Raw genomic sequence first — 16,697 nt, 5'->3', positions numbered from 1 at the left:
CTTAAGTTTATCAATAGTAACGCAAGGTTTATTAACCAGTAAACCAGGGGTTTAGGCAATGACACCCGAGGTTTCATCAGAGGTTTCACTAAAGGAGGCTAAGGCCATTAAGGTCTCCTTGGTTTCAGTAATGGCTGCATTATCAGTGGCATTATCCTTCATTCAAATACCATTCCCAATAGCCCCATTCCTCAAGTACGATTTAGCAGGCATACCATTAATAATAACGGCACTATTAATAGGACCCAAGTACGCACTACTAGCCGACACAGTACTAATGATAGCCCTACTCCGTGGCGGTGATCCAATAGGCGCAGCCATGAAGTGGTTCGCCGAGGCATCAACATTCATACCAATGTACTACACCTACAGGTTGCTTAGGGGGAGGTTTAGTAAGGCTAAGGTACTGTACGCGTCATCATCGGCTGCAGGGGTTACTGCAAGGGTTGGTTTAATGGTATTAGCCAATTACCTCGTTGACCCCTGGTGGTTCTTAATAGCCCATTGGGTTTCAACATACGCTAAGGCGGTTTCACTAACAATATACCTCCTACCAGTCATAGCGCTTTTTAACTTAACCATAGCCGTAATATACATTGCAGTGGCTTACCCAGTTTACTTAACCATAGCCAGGAGGTTTAGGTGGCTTATTAATGCTGGTGGTGAGTGACCTATGGGCCAGGTATGGTAATGGGGATTGGGTTCTTAAAGGATTATCCCTAAGTCTTAAGGATGGGGAGGTAGGGTTAGTGATTGGGGACACTGGCTCAGGGAAGACAACACTAGTTAGGGCGCTTACTGGTGTAATCCACTTAACCGGTGGTTTAGCTAAGGGCGTTATTAAGGTTAATGGAGTTGAGTTAAGTGGTGTTGAGCCTAGGGGGAGAAGTAGGTTAATTGGTGTTCTCTACCAGGATCCAGCAATACACTTCACTTACCCGAGGATTGATGAGGATCTTGAGTTAACGGCCATTGAGAACAATGTAGGGGTTAAGGATTTATTGAAGACTGCTGGCTTGAGTAATGAGGTATTAGGTAAGTTGGTTACTGAATTATCAATGGGTCAACTTCAGAGACTTGCAATAGCTAAACTGGTTACAAGGGGGGTTAAGGTAATTGTAATGGATGAGCCATTAGCCCACCTGGATCAGGATGCCGTTGAATTACTGATTGCATTAATTAGGAGAATTAAGAGGAGCGGTGTATCAGTGCTAATGCTTGAACACAGGTATGAGCATATTATTGGCTCAGTGGATAAGATTCTTCAACTTAATGGTGGTAAGTTAAGTGAACCAAGTAATCTTAGTGTATTACATAGGCGAAGATACATTATTAGAAGCGTAAGTGATAATACTGATCATAGTTGGCTTAAGTTAAGTAACGTGTGGTTTAAGTACGATGACTCATATGTGCTCAGCGGCATTAACTTAACTGCATCATCAAGTAGGGTAATCTTCATAGGGCCTAACGGCAGTGGTAAGTCAACAATACTTAAGTTAATACTGGGTGTGGTTAAGCCAAGTAGGGGTAAGGTTACTGTTGATTACTCACGCCCTGTGCTTTACATGCCGCAGGACATAAATGTGGTGATGTCCATGACTGATACAGTGGGGGAATTGTACCTTGAGTTAGCTAAGGCCGCTGGGAGGGATGCGAGTATTGAGGATCTTGAACGTGAATTAAAGGCGCTTGAAATTAATATTAATACTTCAGATGACCCACTACACCTATCGGAGGGGCAGAAGAGGGTGCTTATGCTTATTATGGCTAAGTTACTGAAGCCAACACTAATGATTATTGATGAACCAACCTCAGGGCTTTCAGATAGGTATAGGGTTGAGTTAGCTGAATTCATTAACCAGTCAAACCTAAGGGTGGTGATGGCTACCCAGGACCTGCGCTTCGCATCCTTAATAAGGGATAGTGACGTATTCTACGTGAGGGGGCGGGAGGGGTATGTTGCTAAGGTGAGTGTGAGCGAGCATGTTCTATGAGTGGGTTAAGCCTGTGGTGAAGGGGGCTGAAGGCTCATTGGGGGGATTATCCATTATAGGTAAGATCACTGTTGCTTTATCATTTATACCGTATCTTGCATCCTACTGGTTCATGAACCCAATTAGACTAATACCCATTACCGTGACTGGCTTAATAGTGAGCATGACTTACCTAGTATTAATAGGGGATTCAGTAAGGAGACTGAGGCCATTAATCCTGGTTTGGATTCTATCTGAAGCCACCGGATTACTGGTAGTGTTAATGTCCGGGGGAGGGTTAAGTCCAGTGGCATTACTTAACGTAACATTATTATCAACCCTAATACTAGTGGCATTAACCGGATTCGTGGTTTCACTGGCATTACTCAGGTTAAGTGAAGTGAAGTATATTCTTAACGTAATGGGTTTAGGTACATTGGGTGATTCACTGGTATTGTCACTGAGGTATCTTCTAAACGCATCAGTCGCCATGGATGAGGCTTACATGGTTCTTAAGTCACTCGGCAGTGTTAAACCTAGGCTACTGGTTAATTCACTCGTGGCTAATGGCGTAAGGTACTCAATAATACTTGCACAATACATAGAGTACTACGGTATACCCAGTGTTAAGCCGAGGGTAACCTTAAGTAGGCTTGATTCCATAGCCCTAATACCACTAACACTTTACCTAATCCTACTTGCACTATAGGTTCATTACATCAGTATGATGAATACTGCACGTGCGGTAAGGAAGCCAGCTGGCTTTCAAGTAATTAACAGCAGTACAATGCTTTTAATTAGGGCTAAGTCTCCTCACTCATGAGGATTAAGGAGACTGTTGAGGTTCCTGAACTTGAGGTTAAGGAGAGTATTACTGTTGATTCATCAAGGTCCGCGGTATTAGTTATTGATATGCAGAATGACTTCGTTAGAAGTAATGGTAAGCTTTATGTGCCGGATGCTGAAGAAACCATTAAACCCATTGCCGACTTACTTACAAGGGCTAGGAGAAGTGGGGTAAGGGTGATTTACACTCAGGACTGGCACTTTAAGGATGATCCGGAGTTTAGGATATGGGGTGAGCACTGTGTTATGGATACTTGGGGTGCTGAAATTATTGATGAACTTAAGCCGCAGCCTGGTGATGTAGTTATTAGAAAGAGGAGGTATGATGCCTTCTTCGGCACTGACTTGGATTACGTGCTTAGGCATGTTGTTAAGGCTGATACATTAATAATAACCGGCACAGTGGCTAACATATGCGTACTCCATACGGCTGGTAGCGCTGCATTGAATTGGTATAAGGTTATCATGCCTATTGATGCCGTGTCGGCGTTGAATAGGTTTGATTACTTGGCTTCATTAAGGCAAGTGAGCTTCCTATATAAGGGGGATTTAACAACAGTGAATGGTATTGTTTTTAAGAACCAGTAATGAATCATCTCCTGTATTGTTAATTCCAAGGTACTAAACCTATGCTTCACCAGAACCCTGATTTCCACTGCATTTAATTAACGCGTCATTTATTAGTTCACTTAATTCACTATTATTCAACTTACTCAGTAACCCCTTAACCTCATTTAGATAATTTTCAACAAGGGTTAATGTACCATAGCCTAATTCCCTGTATTGACATGCCCTAATTAATGTGGCTAACTTATCACTAACTGCAACTATAATTGCCTCAGGGCTCTTTAAGTTAACGTACTCATCAAACTCGTTGCTGAACCCCAATTCCCCAACTATGCTTGCCTCAATCATCCTCCACTGGCTTAACCCCATTCTATCCCTAACAACCCTTGCCACATTACCTGTCACTGATTCCGCGGCATCATGAATTAACGCTAATAATGATGCCTTACCTGCATCAAAACCCATTGACTTAGCTAGGGAGGCGGCTATGTATGATACCAGGAGCGTGTGCTCAGCCACGGTTTCAGGATTCTTGACACCGGCATTAACCCACCCTATCCTAGGTATCCCGGATAATGAATCCACTAGTTTTAAAAGTCTCCATAGGTTAAGCATAATCACCCCTGTGGTGTCGCTTAATGACTTTTACGCAGTCGATAAGTGGACTCTAATTAAGTTAGCTAAGTCAGCCCTAGGGCTTGGAATTAGGGTTGGTGGCGATGTGCACTTCATGGTTGATCCAGTTTACCTTAACACCATTGCGCAATTAGCTAAGGATGAGAAGGTTCTTGAGGTGGGGTTTGGTTTAAGTTACTTAACGCATTACTTAGCTAAGTATGCTCAACACGTGTTCGCATGTGATGTGAATCCAATGATGATCAAGGCCATTAAGGCTATTGGGTTGAGTGAAGTTAACGCTGACTTATTCATATGTGATGCATTAACCTACAAGCCACCTATTGAATTAACCGTGGTTTCAAACATACCCTATAGCATTACATCAAGGTTACTGTTAAGATTACTAACCGATTACGGGGCTAGGAAACTAATATTAACGCTGCAGAGGGAGGTGGCCTTAAGGCTTGCAGCTAAGCCTGGCTCCACGGATTACGGTAGGCTTTCTGTGATTACCCAATGCCTGAGTCTAGTTAAGGTAATTAAGCATGTGCCTCCATGGGCCTTTTGGCCAAGGCCTAAGGTGTATTCAGCAATTGTTGAGTTGAAGCCCTTACCTAAACCATGCGTTGATGTTAGGGCTTTAGAATCCTTAACAAGTAAATTATTCACCCAGCCTAATAAGAAGGCTATTAAAGTTATTAAGCAGTTTTACGGTTTAAGAGAGGGGGAAGCGCCTAGTTACTTACTTAATAAGAGGGTTAGGGAGTTAAGCGTTAATGAGGTTGCTGAACTGGTTAATGTTTTAATCAACATGGGGAAAATTACGTAATTATGTTCATGTAATATAAATTACGTAATTATGTTCATGTAATATATGCCGCATGATCGCATCTATATATTTAACATATGCTTTTTCTGCATAATTCCTCCGCTTTTATTAAATATGCGAAATAAACTATACATATGCAGAAGTCCATTAACCTAATACTAGTAAACGAGGGGGAGTTGGATAAGTTACTTGGAGACTTAGCTTACATTAATAAGGCTATTAGGGGTGATAAATCACCCCCGGTTTACCGTAGGGTAAGGAAGTTTAAGAAAATGGGTATATTAACAGTGAATAAGGGTATTGTCAAGTTGGCCACTAACCCGCTTCTCCTGGCCTCATTTGAGGTTAATGATGATTCAATAAGGATACTGGACTTCGCATTACTGTATCAGAATAAGGAACTCCACGTAATATCATCAATATGCGGCACAATATGCGAACGGTGCCTAAGGCTGCAGGCATGTTCATTACTGCTTAAGAATATATTTGAGGAATTAGGAATATGCACGGCCAGGGGTGTTACCCCAGTTGAGGTTATTAGATTCATGATTAATGAGTGCTTAAGCAACTCAAGACGCATTAAGATAATAGTAGACATGAGGGATCACGTACACAGGCCAGTACCAGATGATGGAAAATACATAATCATAAACACGCGTAAAAGCAGTAAACCCACTGTAATGTGATTAACAATAATTTAACACTAAGTATTACTTCATTTCCAGTAGAAAACCTACCTTTACTACACCGGTATTAGGCAGTTATGAGGCTTGGTTGCTCCCTTAAAGCTTATAATACTGCTTAAGTGTATTAACTATATCTGCATTACTTATTAATGTTAATGAGGCGTTAACAGCCACCTTCCAGTATTCGTCGCGGTTATTATAGTATAGTTGAATTACTTGATTAAGCTTATATGAGAATTCAGAGTACTCCTTCTCATTAATCTCATTGGCCCTTGGGTCACTTCCAATATCCACTAGGTATCTTTCATCAAACCCAAATAACCAACCATTGAAGCCGTCGGTGATTAACTCAGGTACTGCACCGTCCCTTGAGGCTAGTGTTGGGGTTCCATTCATTGATGACTTCATGAATGATGTACCACTGGCCTCCCAACCTGGGAAGGGGGTGAAGAGGAGTAGCTTAACCTTGGGTAGAATATTCTTAGCTACACTAATGTCGTAATCATGAATGTAAACCACGTTACTGTACTTAGCGGCTAACTCCCTGAACCTCCTCATCATTGATAACCCCCACTCATCAAATGGATGCGCCTTACCCCCCAGTACAAAGACTACATCATCCCTTTGGGGGTTCTCCTCAATGAACCTTAGTATGAAGTCAGGTCTCTTATACCTTGTTAACCTCCTAATCCAAGCCACCGTTAATGAGTCATTAATCCTTAAACCAGGCTTATACTTAGATAAGTAAGCCTCAAGTTCACTAGCCATCTCCCTCTTTATCCTCGATAAAGCATCAATGTTTAACCCACCCTCCATGTAGGCCTTAAGCACCCTCCCATCAACCCACCTAATTACATCAACACCATTAGTTACGGCCCTAACCTTATGCATGTGGTGCGGTATGACTTTGGAAACCACATCCCTCATCTTCTTAGAAACAACAATAACCTCACTACTCATGGATAAGCCTAATTCAGTTAATATTACTGGATCCTCAAAGAACCTGAAGCCGAATTCCCTCCTAAATAATTCAGCTGGGAATGATGGATGACCCCAGGGTCCAGGTGTATGTATTATGATCCTGTACTTCTGGGGTGGTAGAGGTAATACTAGTGGAAGCATTGCGGTGTAGGCTTCTTGAAGATCTATTACATCAACATTCCTTAAACCAATCCTACTCCTAATATATTCAGCGGCGCCTTTAGCTAATAGGGCGTACTTGTAGAATTTACTATCAATGTCATTCTCAATGTACAACCTATCAACTAAATCATACGCCCACCTGGGTGATTGAGGGCTTAGGAAGACTACCTTAGCATTATTAAGCCTATACTCCAGTACGCTTACGTATACTTCAGTATCCTTTAAGTTAATCCTAAGGTAACCCGCTGGGTTCAGCATGCTTCTAAAGGTCTTGGAGTGTCTTTGAGGCACTGGTACTGGGTTATTATTGTTATCGAAGATGTAGTCTACGTAGCCATTATTGTAGAGTAGCGTTATGACTACGTACGGCTTATTCATCCTAGCCATGGCGTAGAACTTATCACCCTCCAGAACCCCTAACCCACCTGAGTAGGTGTATCCCTCATCCAGTCCTATTTCAGGCGTTACGCTTACAATAACCACACATGCATCAAGTGGAGTGGTTATTAAGTCTTTTCTCAGTGTATTACCCTAAATCACGCTAATATTACTTTTAGTCTCACTTAATGTTAAGCTTAGTTCCATTACTTATCGCGTATGCAACCAACCTACTACTACCCCTTGGCACTATAAGCCTATTAACCAACCCCTTCCTTAGGAGTAATCTTAATGATGCCCTAACAGTCCTTTGAGGTATGAGTGTCTTTTCAATAATCTCCTTAGGCGTTAATGGACCCTCGTACTCAAGTACCTTAAGTATTAGTTTAGCGCTTGGAGGTAGGTCACTTATCATTGATTCAATAATCCTTCTATAGCGGTCAAGGGCAGTGGCTGTGGATAATTTAACTAGTTTAATTTCAGGACCCTTAAATACAGTTACCTTCGTTGTGTTGACACTCCTCCTAACTAATCCATCTGCAATAACCTCTATCTTACTTCTTGAAAGTAAGTCACTAATCACTATTCTTGAATCATCAGGAACTATGACTGGAACCCTGGCTATGTTTGTTGAATTAATTGGTACTATTTCAAAGGACCTTAAGCCACCGTATATGAGTACACCACCGGCACTAAGGGCATAGGCCGTTGAACCTATTGGTGTGGCTATTATTAAGCCATCAGCACTATCCCTCCATGCGAATTCATTATTTATAATGAGCGTGTACTCCATTAAAGTAGCGCTCCTGGTGGGTGCTACGACAATATCATTAATCGCAACGTAACCTTGACCAGTGGTTAAGGTTGGTATCGCCTCAACGGTGTAATTACCCTTCTTAAGACTACTCATTAAATCACCGAAATCCGTAACATTAATAGTATTCAAGTAACCTGCACCGTAGCCTATGGTTATTATTGGTTTATCCACCCCGGCTAATTTATGAAGGGCACTGAGTATAAACCTATCAGTGCCAAGTACCCCGATGAAGTCATACCTTGAGAAGACGGTTTCATCAGTGGTAAGGGGGTATGAGTCCACTTCATCACTCTTAGTGAACTCCCTAGGTAATTCACCATCCTTAGTAAATACAATTATTTTCATTACGTATTCAACACTGTGGTTAAGCCAACCCACTATTAAGCTTTACGTAATTGCAAGAGAGACATAAATGCTATTCCCCACACTCTAAACGCTTATTATGGAACCACATTATTATTACCTAGCTGGATCATTAGGCGCTTTAAATACTTCAAGATCCCACCGCATCCCTAAGAAGTGGGTGTGCCTATGAATGGAACCTTACTTGAAATTCCGCATTATCATTAATTGAATTAAGTTAATCACCAAGGGAAGTCAGCGTTCAAATCCCTCACTCACCGAGTCAGGTCTTTGGCACTCATCACTACTCAATGTTTTAAATAATCATGGTTGCTATTGAGGCTACTTGAGGCCACCTCTGAGCGGCCTCCATGGCAACTGGCCCATGAACCTCAGTTCCCTTAACCTGCCCCTCCTCGGTAACTATAACTACTGCATTATCCTCAAAGGCAACCCACGTACCGTCAGGCCTCCTGAAGGGTCTCCTTTGCCTAACCACAATAGCCCTAAGTATCTGCTTCCTCATTTCAGGCTTACCCTCCTGAACACTAACCACAACCATATCACCCACGCTAACCCCGGGTATCCTTCTATGCACGTTCTTAGAGTAGTGACCAACAACACCAATTACCTTAACCACCTTCGCACCACTGTTATCGGCAACATTAACTAGACTATTCATGAATATTCCTGGCGTTAAATGAAACCTCCACGGTACACCTACTGTACGCGGTCCACCTCTCTTAGCCATAGTGAAACACGCTAACCTGGTCTATTTAACCTTTACCCAATTAAACTAGCCATTAAGGCTACTCGTATCGTTTTTGATAAGGAATACGTACACTGGATACGCCACACCAGTGTTATATGGGAGTATTTCAACATTCCCAAACCTGGCTATTAACGTGTAGTTACTTAAATACTGGGTGGTGACAAGGTACACTGTACCATTCAGCCTCAACGCTGTGCCTAATGGGTCGTATGATGCTATTACATTGGCCCCAAACCTATCAGCTAAGTGTATGAAGGTGTATAGGCAGTAACCAGTGACGTATGTACCATTAAGGTGATTAACAATGTATAATCCAGCATCATAAGCGTAATTCTCCATTGGAGTCATAACGCAGGCCCTTGGGTAAATACCCTGAACCAGTGTGGCTTCAGGCCCAATGGTGGAGAATATGTAATTCACTAAAGTTGACCATGACCACGATACATCAAGTAAAATCACCAAGGCTAAGATAATTAATGAAAGAGCCCTAGGCCTAGTTAATAATGGGGCTAATGGTATTGGTAACATTAGTGACCAAATCCACCATGATACAAAGCTTTCACTGGGTATTAGGGCTGAAGGCAGTAGTATAATCAGTATCCAGGCTAATAGCGAGTAGATTATGAAGTTACCCCTCCTTAACCCATGGCTGACTAGGATGATTAATGGCCAGTAATTAATTATGAGTTGAATCAAGTACCCTTCAAGAGCCTGATATGGTGAGGTAGTTGAGCCAGCTATGAGACTGCTTGATACTGTTAAGGCACCACTGGTGGTTCGGGTTACATTTAGTATAGTGAAGTTTGTGTAGACTGCATCAGCGGCAATGCCTATTAATGCTAACCCAAGCCACCTTGGGTCCCTATCCTTAATGATGAAGTACGTTATGAATACTAATGCCGTTAACGTTGCCGAGACCTGGTGGGCTAAGGCTGATAATACTGTTAAGGCCATTAGCACTAGCCAGTGGCGTTTACCCGACTCAATGTGAACATGCATCACAGTAAGGGTTAGCATCAGCATGATTAGGCCAAGCATAAGCATTGCGAATTCCCAGGATAACGTATACATGGTTGGGTAAAGTGCAGCCAGTAATGAAGCTAATAACGCATCCCCCCTACTAAACCCCATTCTCCTCAACATTAGATTCATTGAGACTCCAATTAAGCCAAGTAATACGGCGTCATTAAACTTAAATATTAACCAGGGTGATGCAACGTGGGCAATTGGGTAAAGTACTAGGAATAGTAATGGGGGAAGCATTGTCCATCCATCATACCACCAGGTGTGGATGAATTCAGGCCTAATAAGCATGTCCATGAGTGTTGCCGCGTATTCAGGTGTATCGTAGCCGACGAACCACGGCCATGACACTATCTCCGGGATTAGACGGATAATGAATGGTATTAGGAAGGCTATGAGGTAACTGTACTTAAGCATGAAATCAACTAAGTAATTCATTACCCCACGCAGTGCCTCCCTAATGGTTAAATTACCTGATTCATAACCCATGAGTATTAAACCCACACTATAGGTGTCAAAACCAGCAACCATTATAATGGCTAAAGCCACTGATGCAGGCATTGGACCCCAGCTTTCCGCGCCAATTAATTGATAAAGCCCATTAGTTATTATGAAGTAATTGAAGACTAAACCAATCCTACCCAACCATGCTAAGGAGAAGCCAGCGACTAGTAGTAATGCAGCTAAACTCCACTTAGCATTAAGCATGCTTAGGAATTGTGCAGTGACTCCAATTAGCATTAACCAAAATACTAAGTCAATAACCCAACTCCCCCTACTTAACTGGATGGCTGCTAGAATAGGTGATGCAATTATCATTACCCACGGCATTAACCTACTGCCCACAGTACTGGAACCAGTCATAAACTTAATCAATCTTCAAGTCAATTACCTAATATAAGGCTTACGTTCAGTTATTTTTCGTGGATTTAGGGACAATACGCATTGCATTAAGGGGCATTGATTAATGAATAGGGATTAAATAATAAAGTAATAAGAATTTGAATGTTTTAACACTAATGATTTAATTAACTTGACGTGGTTGTAGTGGTTGTGGTTACTGTCTTATAGAATGTGGCGGTGAATGGTACATAGTACATTGTGTTGTAGTAGTAGCTTAAGTATGGGTTGTAGATCACGCCTTTCACATATGGTTGAACAATCATGTATTCTAAACCAGTTGGTAGCCAGTAGTACGGTGCCTCATTATACGTTATCTTATAAACCTCAGCATCAAGCCTCAACTGCTCAGTTAAATTAGTTATGAAGGGTAATTCATTAGTAATATTATTGACTAGACTATTGTTGAACCAAGCTAAGTTACCGCTAATACCACCATTTATTATATTGGTCAGTGGCCACATTTCCTGGAATAATGGGTCAGGCCAATCTGGGCACCAGCCTAAATCCACTATAGCCGGTGTTCCACTTGGGGTAACCCAATCATCAGTGGCTGACGCAGTAACCAACTGGAGTGAAACCGGTACACCTATTTGTGCTAATTCACTTTGAATAATCTCAAACTGCTCCTTAGTGAACGTGGTTAACGGCGCAATGGTAACTATGTTAATTGTCGGTAATTGAGTACCACTAGTATCACCTATTGCTGTACCATTGGGTAAGACAACGTAGTAACCGTACTTATCAAGGAACTTAACAAGGTACTGTAAGGCTAGGGTTAGGTTATACTGGTAAACAGGTAAGTTATCTGGGTTGTAGTATGGCTTGAAGTTGGGTGCGATAGGTCCAACATAGGTTGTGGCCCAGTACATGCCTAATGCATAGTATGGTTGAAGCAATGCTGTTGCATTTAAGGCGTGAACTATAGCTAACCTAAAGTCAGTGTCGTTAGTAGGCCAGACGTAGTTATTGAAGCTTAAGTAGAAGACACAGCCACTTGGCCCGAAGTTGTGAATGTATAGGCTCCAGTTACCGCTCGGTATACCTGTGGCTGATGAGTATAATTTAACCAATTCAGGCATAGTTATTGTTGATACTGTTGTTATTTGCGCAATATTCTTAACGAAGTCCTCAATCCTATCAGTGGTGTCTAGGCCGTATTTAACATCAATGTAGGTAATGTGGGCTGGTTGAATAATCCACGGAATCTCACTTGCCATACCATGGTTATAGTAGTAGTAAACCCAGTAATCAGTATTATTAACTAGTAGGAGCTCCTCACCAGGTGTGTAACTCTTAATGATATATGGTCCAGTGCCAGGCATTGGTGTAGTGCATAGCTCTGAGTTAGGCGTATTGGGTTGAACACCACCGTGTGAATCAATGAAGACTGGGTCAACTACGAAACCCCACCAGGCCGCAATATCAGATAGGAATAGTGGGTAAGGCTTCAATGTTGTTATCTCAACTTCAAAGGGATTCAACACGACTATTGCCTGATTGGGGTAACTCATTATCTTCTGTATCGTCGCATTAGCAACATTGAAGTTGCTTAAAACATTAGCCAAGGCGTAGGCGCATAGGGTTGCATTACTTAGGTAGGCGTTATTACCCGTTGCGTAGGCTAAGGCATGGCATGCACCCCATGGTATGAAGTAACCGGTTAAAGTAGCCTTAGTAATATTATAGAGTATGTTACCGTAATTACTTATTCCTGGGCCCTGACCCATGAGTATAGTCCTATATATGCTGAACCAGACAGTAGTGGCGTTAACTGGGTCACCGTTACTAAACCACACGTGGTGTCTAATGGTGAAGTACCAGTGTTGATCATCAGGTGTGCTCCAATTCTTAGCAATGACTGGGACAATCTGCATATAATTACTACCATTAAACCCAACCAACCCCTGAAACACCACAGCGAATATTGGCCCATCCTGAACATAGAATCCAGTTGCCGGGTCAAGACAATCCGGTGCAGCTACCTGGGATACATCAATTAACTCACTTGGATTAGGTGCAGTTAACTTAACCGTGTATGGGGCGGTAGTAGTGGTGGTTACCACAGCTACGGTGGATGTTGTAGCCGTTGATGTTGTTACTGTGGTGGCTGTGGTTACTGTTGTTGCTGTTGATGTTGTTACTGTTGTAGCGGTTGTTGTGGTTACGGCTGTTGTGGTGGTTACTGTTGTGGCTGACGTTGAAACCACAGTAGTCGTAACAACCTTAGGATGAGTCGCATAATAATACCCCACATAACCAGCCACAGCAACAACCACAACAACCACAACCACAGCAGCCAAAACACTCCTGGAGATTCCATTCATGTTCATAAATTGTCTGTAACCTCTAATAGTTTAAAAGTTTTATTATAATGACGCATCACTTTATTACGTTAATCCCATATTTTAGGAGCAATTACTATAATGAATTCATTATACCAGTTTATTAATACTGGTGGCGTGAAGCAAGCTGAATTTGGGTAAAGTTTATAATTAATCACTACTTCGGCTTTAAAGTGGCTCTATTGGAGGTTAAGGATCTTAGCGTCACATATAGGACACCTTTCGGTACTGTTAAGGCTCTTGATGACGTATCCTTTACACTGAATGAGGGCGAGGCCATTGCTGTTGTTGGTGAGAGCGGTTCAGGTAAATCAACACTTGCATTAGCCATAAGTAGATTACTGCCGCCTAATGCTAGGTTTAGGGGTAGTATTATTTTTGAGGGCGTGGATTTAGCTAGGTTAAGTCCAAGTGAATTAAGGGTAATTAGGGGTACTGGTATATTCATGGTGTTTCAGGAGCCGGCTAATAGTCTTAACCCAGTTTATAGAATTAAGGATCAGTTAATGGAGGCTGTTAGGATTAGGAGACTTAGGAGTAATGAGCCCTTTGATGAGGGCGAGGCCTTGAAGGAGATAATAAGTACGCTTAGGGATGTGAGGATGCCTGACCCTGAGATCATTATAGAGAGGTACCCTCATCAATTGAGTGGTGGACAGATTCAGAGGATTATGATAGCCATGGGCCTCCTCATGAGGCCTAAACTATATATTGCTGATGAACCAACCTCAGCCCTCGACGTGACTGTTCAGGCCCAAATACTTAAACTGCTTAAGGATCTTAAGAATGAATATAATTTATCAATAATATTCATAACCCATGACTTAGCGGTGGCGTCAATAATTGGGGATAAGGTAATGGTAATGTACGCTGGTCAAATAGTTGAGGAGGGTTTAATGAGTGATGTAATCACTAAACCCTACCACCCATACACGCAGGGGTTATTGAGTAGTTTACCGAGGATAAGTAAGTATGAGGGTAAGTTACCTATAATAAGCGGTGCGGTACCAAGCCTAATTAACCCACCCTCAGGCTGTAGATTCCACCCAAGGTGCCCATACGCCACTGACACGTGTATTAAGGTAATGCCTCAACTTAAGAATGTTGAGAATAGGAGGGTGAGGTGCCACCTCTATGCCTGAAGCCTTAATTAGAACGAAGGAGTTATCAAAGTGGTTCCTGGCTAAGAAGTACGGCTTATTGGAGAGGATTTTCAGGGAGAAGCCAATATACGTTAGGGCTGTGGATAACGTTAACATAACAGTGGAGAGGGCTCTAACAACCGCCCTAGTGGGTGAGAGTGGTAGTGGTAAGACAACCCTAGGTAGGTTATTAACAACACTGGAGACTCCCACGTCAGGTAGAATATTCTTCAATAATGTTGACGTAACCTCCCTTAAGGGTCATGAATTGAAGAGGTTTAGGACGAGGGTTCAGATGGTTTTCCAGGACCCTTACTCAAGCCTGGACCCAAGGATGAGGGTTAGGGATATTATTGCTGAACCATTAGTAGCTAGGGGGATTAAGGGGAGTGAGTTAAGTGAGAGGGTGTTTAAGATTATGGAGGAGGTTGGGCTTGAGCAATCCCTCGCTGAAAGAAGACCCAGTGACCTTAGTGGTGGACAGAGGCAGAGGGTTGCGGTGGCTAGGGCTGTGATAAGTAATCCAGAGTTCATTGTTCTTGATGAACCAACCTCAGCCCTAGACGTATCCACTCAATCACAGGTACTTAATCTACTGGCTGAACTCCAGGAGAGGCATAAGTTAACCTACCTACTCATAACACATAACATATCAGTGGCAAGGTACCTCAGCGATAAGATAATGGTGATGTACATGGGTAAGGTAGTTGAGTCAGGAGATACATTAAACGTGTTGAAGGAGCCTCAACACCCCTATACTCAAGCCTTAATAGAGTCAATACCTGATATTGGGAAGAGGGATTTAAAACCACCCAGTGGTGAGGTTGGTAGCCTAATTAACCCGCCTCCGGGTTGTAGGTTTCATCCAAGGTGCCCATTCGCCATGGATATTTGCCGTAGGGAGGAGCCGCCTATGATTGAGGTTAAGAATGGTATATACGTTGCCTGCTGGCTATACGCCAAGAGGTAGTATGATTCTTAAACCAGTCATCAATAAGACCCTGGTTAAGGCAGTAATACCACTACTCATTATCCTACCACTACTGAACGTTAATAAGCTCACATCATTACTCATCTTCATCCTAATATACTGGGTAATGGTAATGGCCTACGCATTATTCAAGCACACCCACACCTATGAAATAACCAGTGATTACATTGAGTTTAAGGGGTTAATCGGCAAGGGAGTGAGGGTGAGGTACTGGGATATTGAGGATGTGTTAGTGTCGCAGGGCCTATTGGCTAGGTTATTCAACTGTGGTTCAGTCATTTTAATCACATCCAGTGGGGGTAGGGGGAGGGTAATGATTATTGGTGGTGGTTACGGTGTTAGGCTTTGGGATGTAAAGGACCCGTGGAGGGTGCAGGGTATTATTATTAATAGGCTTAGGGAGTTGGGTTACTATCAGTAATTCACCCTACCCACTAGGATATCCTGTAACCCATCACCAACAAGGGCGAAGCTGAGGGCTATTATAGTTATCGCCAGGCCCGGGAATATTGAAGTCCACCAGTAGGCTGGTAACTCATTCAACCCGGCACTAACCATCTCACCCCATTCAGGTGTGGGTGGCTTAATGCCAATGCCCAGGAAGCCTAATGTGGCGTAGGTTAATATTACGTTACCGAAGTCTAACGTGGCGTAGGCTAGGACTGGGTCTATTATGTTTGGGAAAACGTGCCTCATGAGTATCCAGAAGTCGCTTAACCCGGATAACCTTGCTGAGTCAATGAAGTACCTACCCTTTATTGAAAGCGTCTGAGCCCTAGATAACCTAGCGTATATTGGCCACCAAACAATTATTAAAGCCATCATTGACTGGAAGTAGCCTGAACCAATGAGTATTGTTAAGGCTAGAAGCAGTATTAGGCCTGGTATTGAAAGGAACGCATCAGTTATCCTACCAATAGCCTCATCAATCCACCCACCGTAGTAACCGGCTAACATACCTAGGAGGCCACCAATAATTATGGCTGATAGGACTGTTACAATGCTCACTGAGGCATCAATGGGCGCTGCGTAAAGTATCCTACTGAGTATATCCTGACCCTCAGCATTAGTACCGAGTAGGTACTTGGGAGATGGGGGTTCATTACCAGCGGCTAAATTAACAGCCATTGGATTATGGGGTAGTAGAACCCAGCCTAGGCTTGGGTGCCTAGTTAATGAGCCGATAATCTGCAGTGAACCCTCGATAAGTGACCAAGCCAGGAAGAGCGCAATTATGATTAAACCAATTGCCGATAATGGATTCCTTAAAAGAATCCTAAGGGTTAATTTAGGATTCTCAAATACAGCCACTGACATGCAACCAC

General features: G+C 42.6%; 16 protein-coding genes. 9 read left to right on the top strand and 7 right to left on the bottom strand.

Annotated features, from left to right (window positions below; genetic code table 11):
* Positions 1-58: 58 nt before the first annotated feature.
* The 4 genes from CMAQ_RS06875 (at position 59) to CMAQ_RS06860 (ending at position 3,407) form a co-directional block, all read left to right on the top strand.
* Positions 59-670 (top strand): ECF transporter S component, encoded by a 612-nt coding sequence (locus CMAQ_RS06875; protein WP_012186384.1) that lies wholly within the window; start codon positions 59-61, stop codon positions 668-670.
* Positions 654-1,994 (top strand): ATP-binding cassette domain-containing protein, encoded by a 1,341-nt coding sequence (locus tag CMAQ_RS06870; protein WP_012186383.1) that lies wholly within the window; start codon positions 654-656, stop codon positions 1,992-1,994. Before CMAQ_RS06875 ends, CMAQ_RS06870 begins: the two co-directional genes overlap by 17 nt.
* The gene (locus CMAQ_RS06865; RefSeq protein ID WP_012186382.1) at positions 1,984-2,682 is read left to right on the top strand and encodes a hypothetical protein; all 699 of its coding nucleotides are present in this window, start codon (positions 1,984-1,986) and stop codon (positions 2,680-2,682) included. Before CMAQ_RS06870 ends, CMAQ_RS06865 begins: the two co-directional genes overlap by 11 nt.
* A 110-nt stretch (positions 2,683-2,792) precedes the next feature.
* Complete coding sequence (locus CMAQ_RS06860) at positions 2,793-3,407, top strand: cysteine hydrolase family protein (RefSeq protein WP_012186381.1); 615 nt, start codon at positions 2,793-2,795, stop codon at positions 3,405-3,407.
* Positions 3,408-3,446: 39 nt separating this feature from the next.
* On the opposite strand, the gene CMAQ_RS06855 is transcribed toward CMAQ_RS06860, so the two are convergent.
* Positions 3,447-4,001 (bottom strand): HD domain-containing protein, encoded by a 555-nt coding sequence (locus tag CMAQ_RS06855; RefSeq protein WP_012186380.1) that lies wholly within the window; start codon positions 3,999-4,001, stop codon positions 3,447-3,449.
* 10 nt (positions 4,002-4,011) lie between these two features.
* On the opposite strand from CMAQ_RS06855, the gene rsmA reads away from it, so the two are divergent.
* Positions 4,012-4,833, top strand: a complete 822-nt coding sequence (rsmA, locus tag CMAQ_RS06850) for a 16S rRNA (adenine(1518)-N(6)/adenine(1519)-N(6))-dimethyltransferase RsmA (RefSeq protein ID WP_012186379.1) — start codon at positions 4,012-4,014, stop codon at positions 4,831-4,833.
* A gap of 134 nt (positions 4,834-4,967) precedes the next feature.
* On the top strand, positions 4,968-5,519 hold the full coding sequence (locus CMAQ_RS06845) for a hypothetical protein (RefSeq protein ID WP_012186378.1): 552 nt from the start codon (positions 4,968-4,970) through the stop codon (positions 5,517-5,519).
* Between the two features lie 96 nt (positions 5,520-5,615).
* Here CMAQ_RS06845 and CMAQ_RS06840 read toward each other — a convergent pair whose 3' ends face one another.
* The 5 genes from CMAQ_RS06840 to CMAQ_RS06820 all read right to left on the bottom strand — a co-directional run bounded on the left by CMAQ_RS06840 (position 5,616) and on the right by CMAQ_RS06820 (position 13,227).
* Positions 5,616-7,145 carry a glycogen/starch/alpha-glucan phosphorylase gene (locus tag CMAQ_RS06840; protein WP_012186377.1) on the bottom strand — a complete coding sequence of 510 codons (1,530 nt, stop codon included), beginning with the start codon at positions 7,143-7,145 and terminating at the stop codon, positions 5,616-5,618.
* Between the two features lie 76 nt (positions 7,146-7,221).
* Positions 7,222-8,202 (bottom strand): MarR family transcriptional regulator, encoded by a 981-nt coding sequence (locus tag CMAQ_RS06835; protein WP_012186376.1) that lies wholly within the window; start codon positions 8,200-8,202, stop codon positions 7,222-7,224.
* Positions 8,203-8,515: 313 nt separating this feature from the next.
* Positions 8,516-8,950, bottom strand: a complete 435-nt coding sequence (locus CMAQ_RS06830; RefSeq protein ID WP_012186375.1) for a 50S ribosomal protein L14 — start codon at positions 8,948-8,950, stop codon at positions 8,516-8,518.
* Positions 8,951-8,995: 45 nt separating this feature from the next.
* On the bottom strand, positions 8,996-10,840 hold the full coding sequence (locus CMAQ_RS06825) for a hypothetical protein (RefSeq protein ID WP_156769863.1): 1,845 nt from the start codon (positions 10,838-10,840) through the stop codon (positions 8,996-8,998).
* Between the two features lie 182 nt (positions 10,841-11,022).
* Positions 11,023-13,227: an ABC transporter substrate-binding protein gene (locus CMAQ_RS06820; protein ID WP_012186373.1), complete on the bottom strand. Its 2,205-nt coding sequence runs from the start codon at positions 13,225-13,227 to the stop codon at positions 11,023-11,025.
* Between the two features lie 185 nt (positions 13,228-13,412).
* On the opposite strand from CMAQ_RS06820, the gene CMAQ_RS06815 reads away from it, so the two are divergent.
* The 3 genes from CMAQ_RS06815 to CMAQ_RS06805 are packed head-to-tail and all read left to right on the top strand — an operon-like array spanning position 13,413 to position 15,793.
* The gene (locus CMAQ_RS06815) at positions 13,413-14,381 is read left to right on the top strand and encodes an ABC transporter ATP-binding protein (protein ID WP_012186372.1); all 969 of its coding nucleotides are present in this window, start codon (positions 13,413-13,415) and stop codon (positions 14,379-14,381) included.
* Positions 14,374-15,351, top strand: a complete 978-nt coding sequence (locus CMAQ_RS06810; protein WP_012186371.1) for an ABC transporter ATP-binding protein — start codon at positions 14,374-14,376, stop codon at positions 15,349-15,351. Before CMAQ_RS06815 ends, CMAQ_RS06810 begins: the two co-directional genes overlap by 8 nt.
* Positions 15,311-15,793, top strand: a complete 483-nt coding sequence (locus tag CMAQ_RS06805) for a PH domain-containing protein (RefSeq protein WP_083755295.1) — start codon at positions 15,311-15,313, stop codon at positions 15,791-15,793. Before CMAQ_RS06810 ends, CMAQ_RS06805 begins: the two co-directional genes overlap by 41 nt.
* Here CMAQ_RS06805 and CMAQ_RS06800 read toward each other — a convergent pair.
* Positions 15,787-16,689, bottom strand: coding sequence for an ABC transporter permease (locus tag CMAQ_RS06800; protein WP_012186369.1), 903 nt, complete (start codon positions 16,687-16,689; stop codon positions 15,787-15,789). The two genes, CMAQ_RS06805 and CMAQ_RS06800, sit on opposite strands and share 7 nt — an antisense overlap.
* Positions 16,690-16,697 lie beyond the last annotated feature (8 nt).

This window comes from Caldivirga maquilingensis IC-167, assembly GCF_000018305.1.
Taxonomy (GTDB): domain Archaea; phylum Thermoproteota; class Thermoprotei; order Thermoproteales; family Thermocladiaceae; genus Caldivirga; species Caldivirga maquilingensis.
This window is presented reverse-complemented; position numbering and strand designations above follow the sequence as displayed.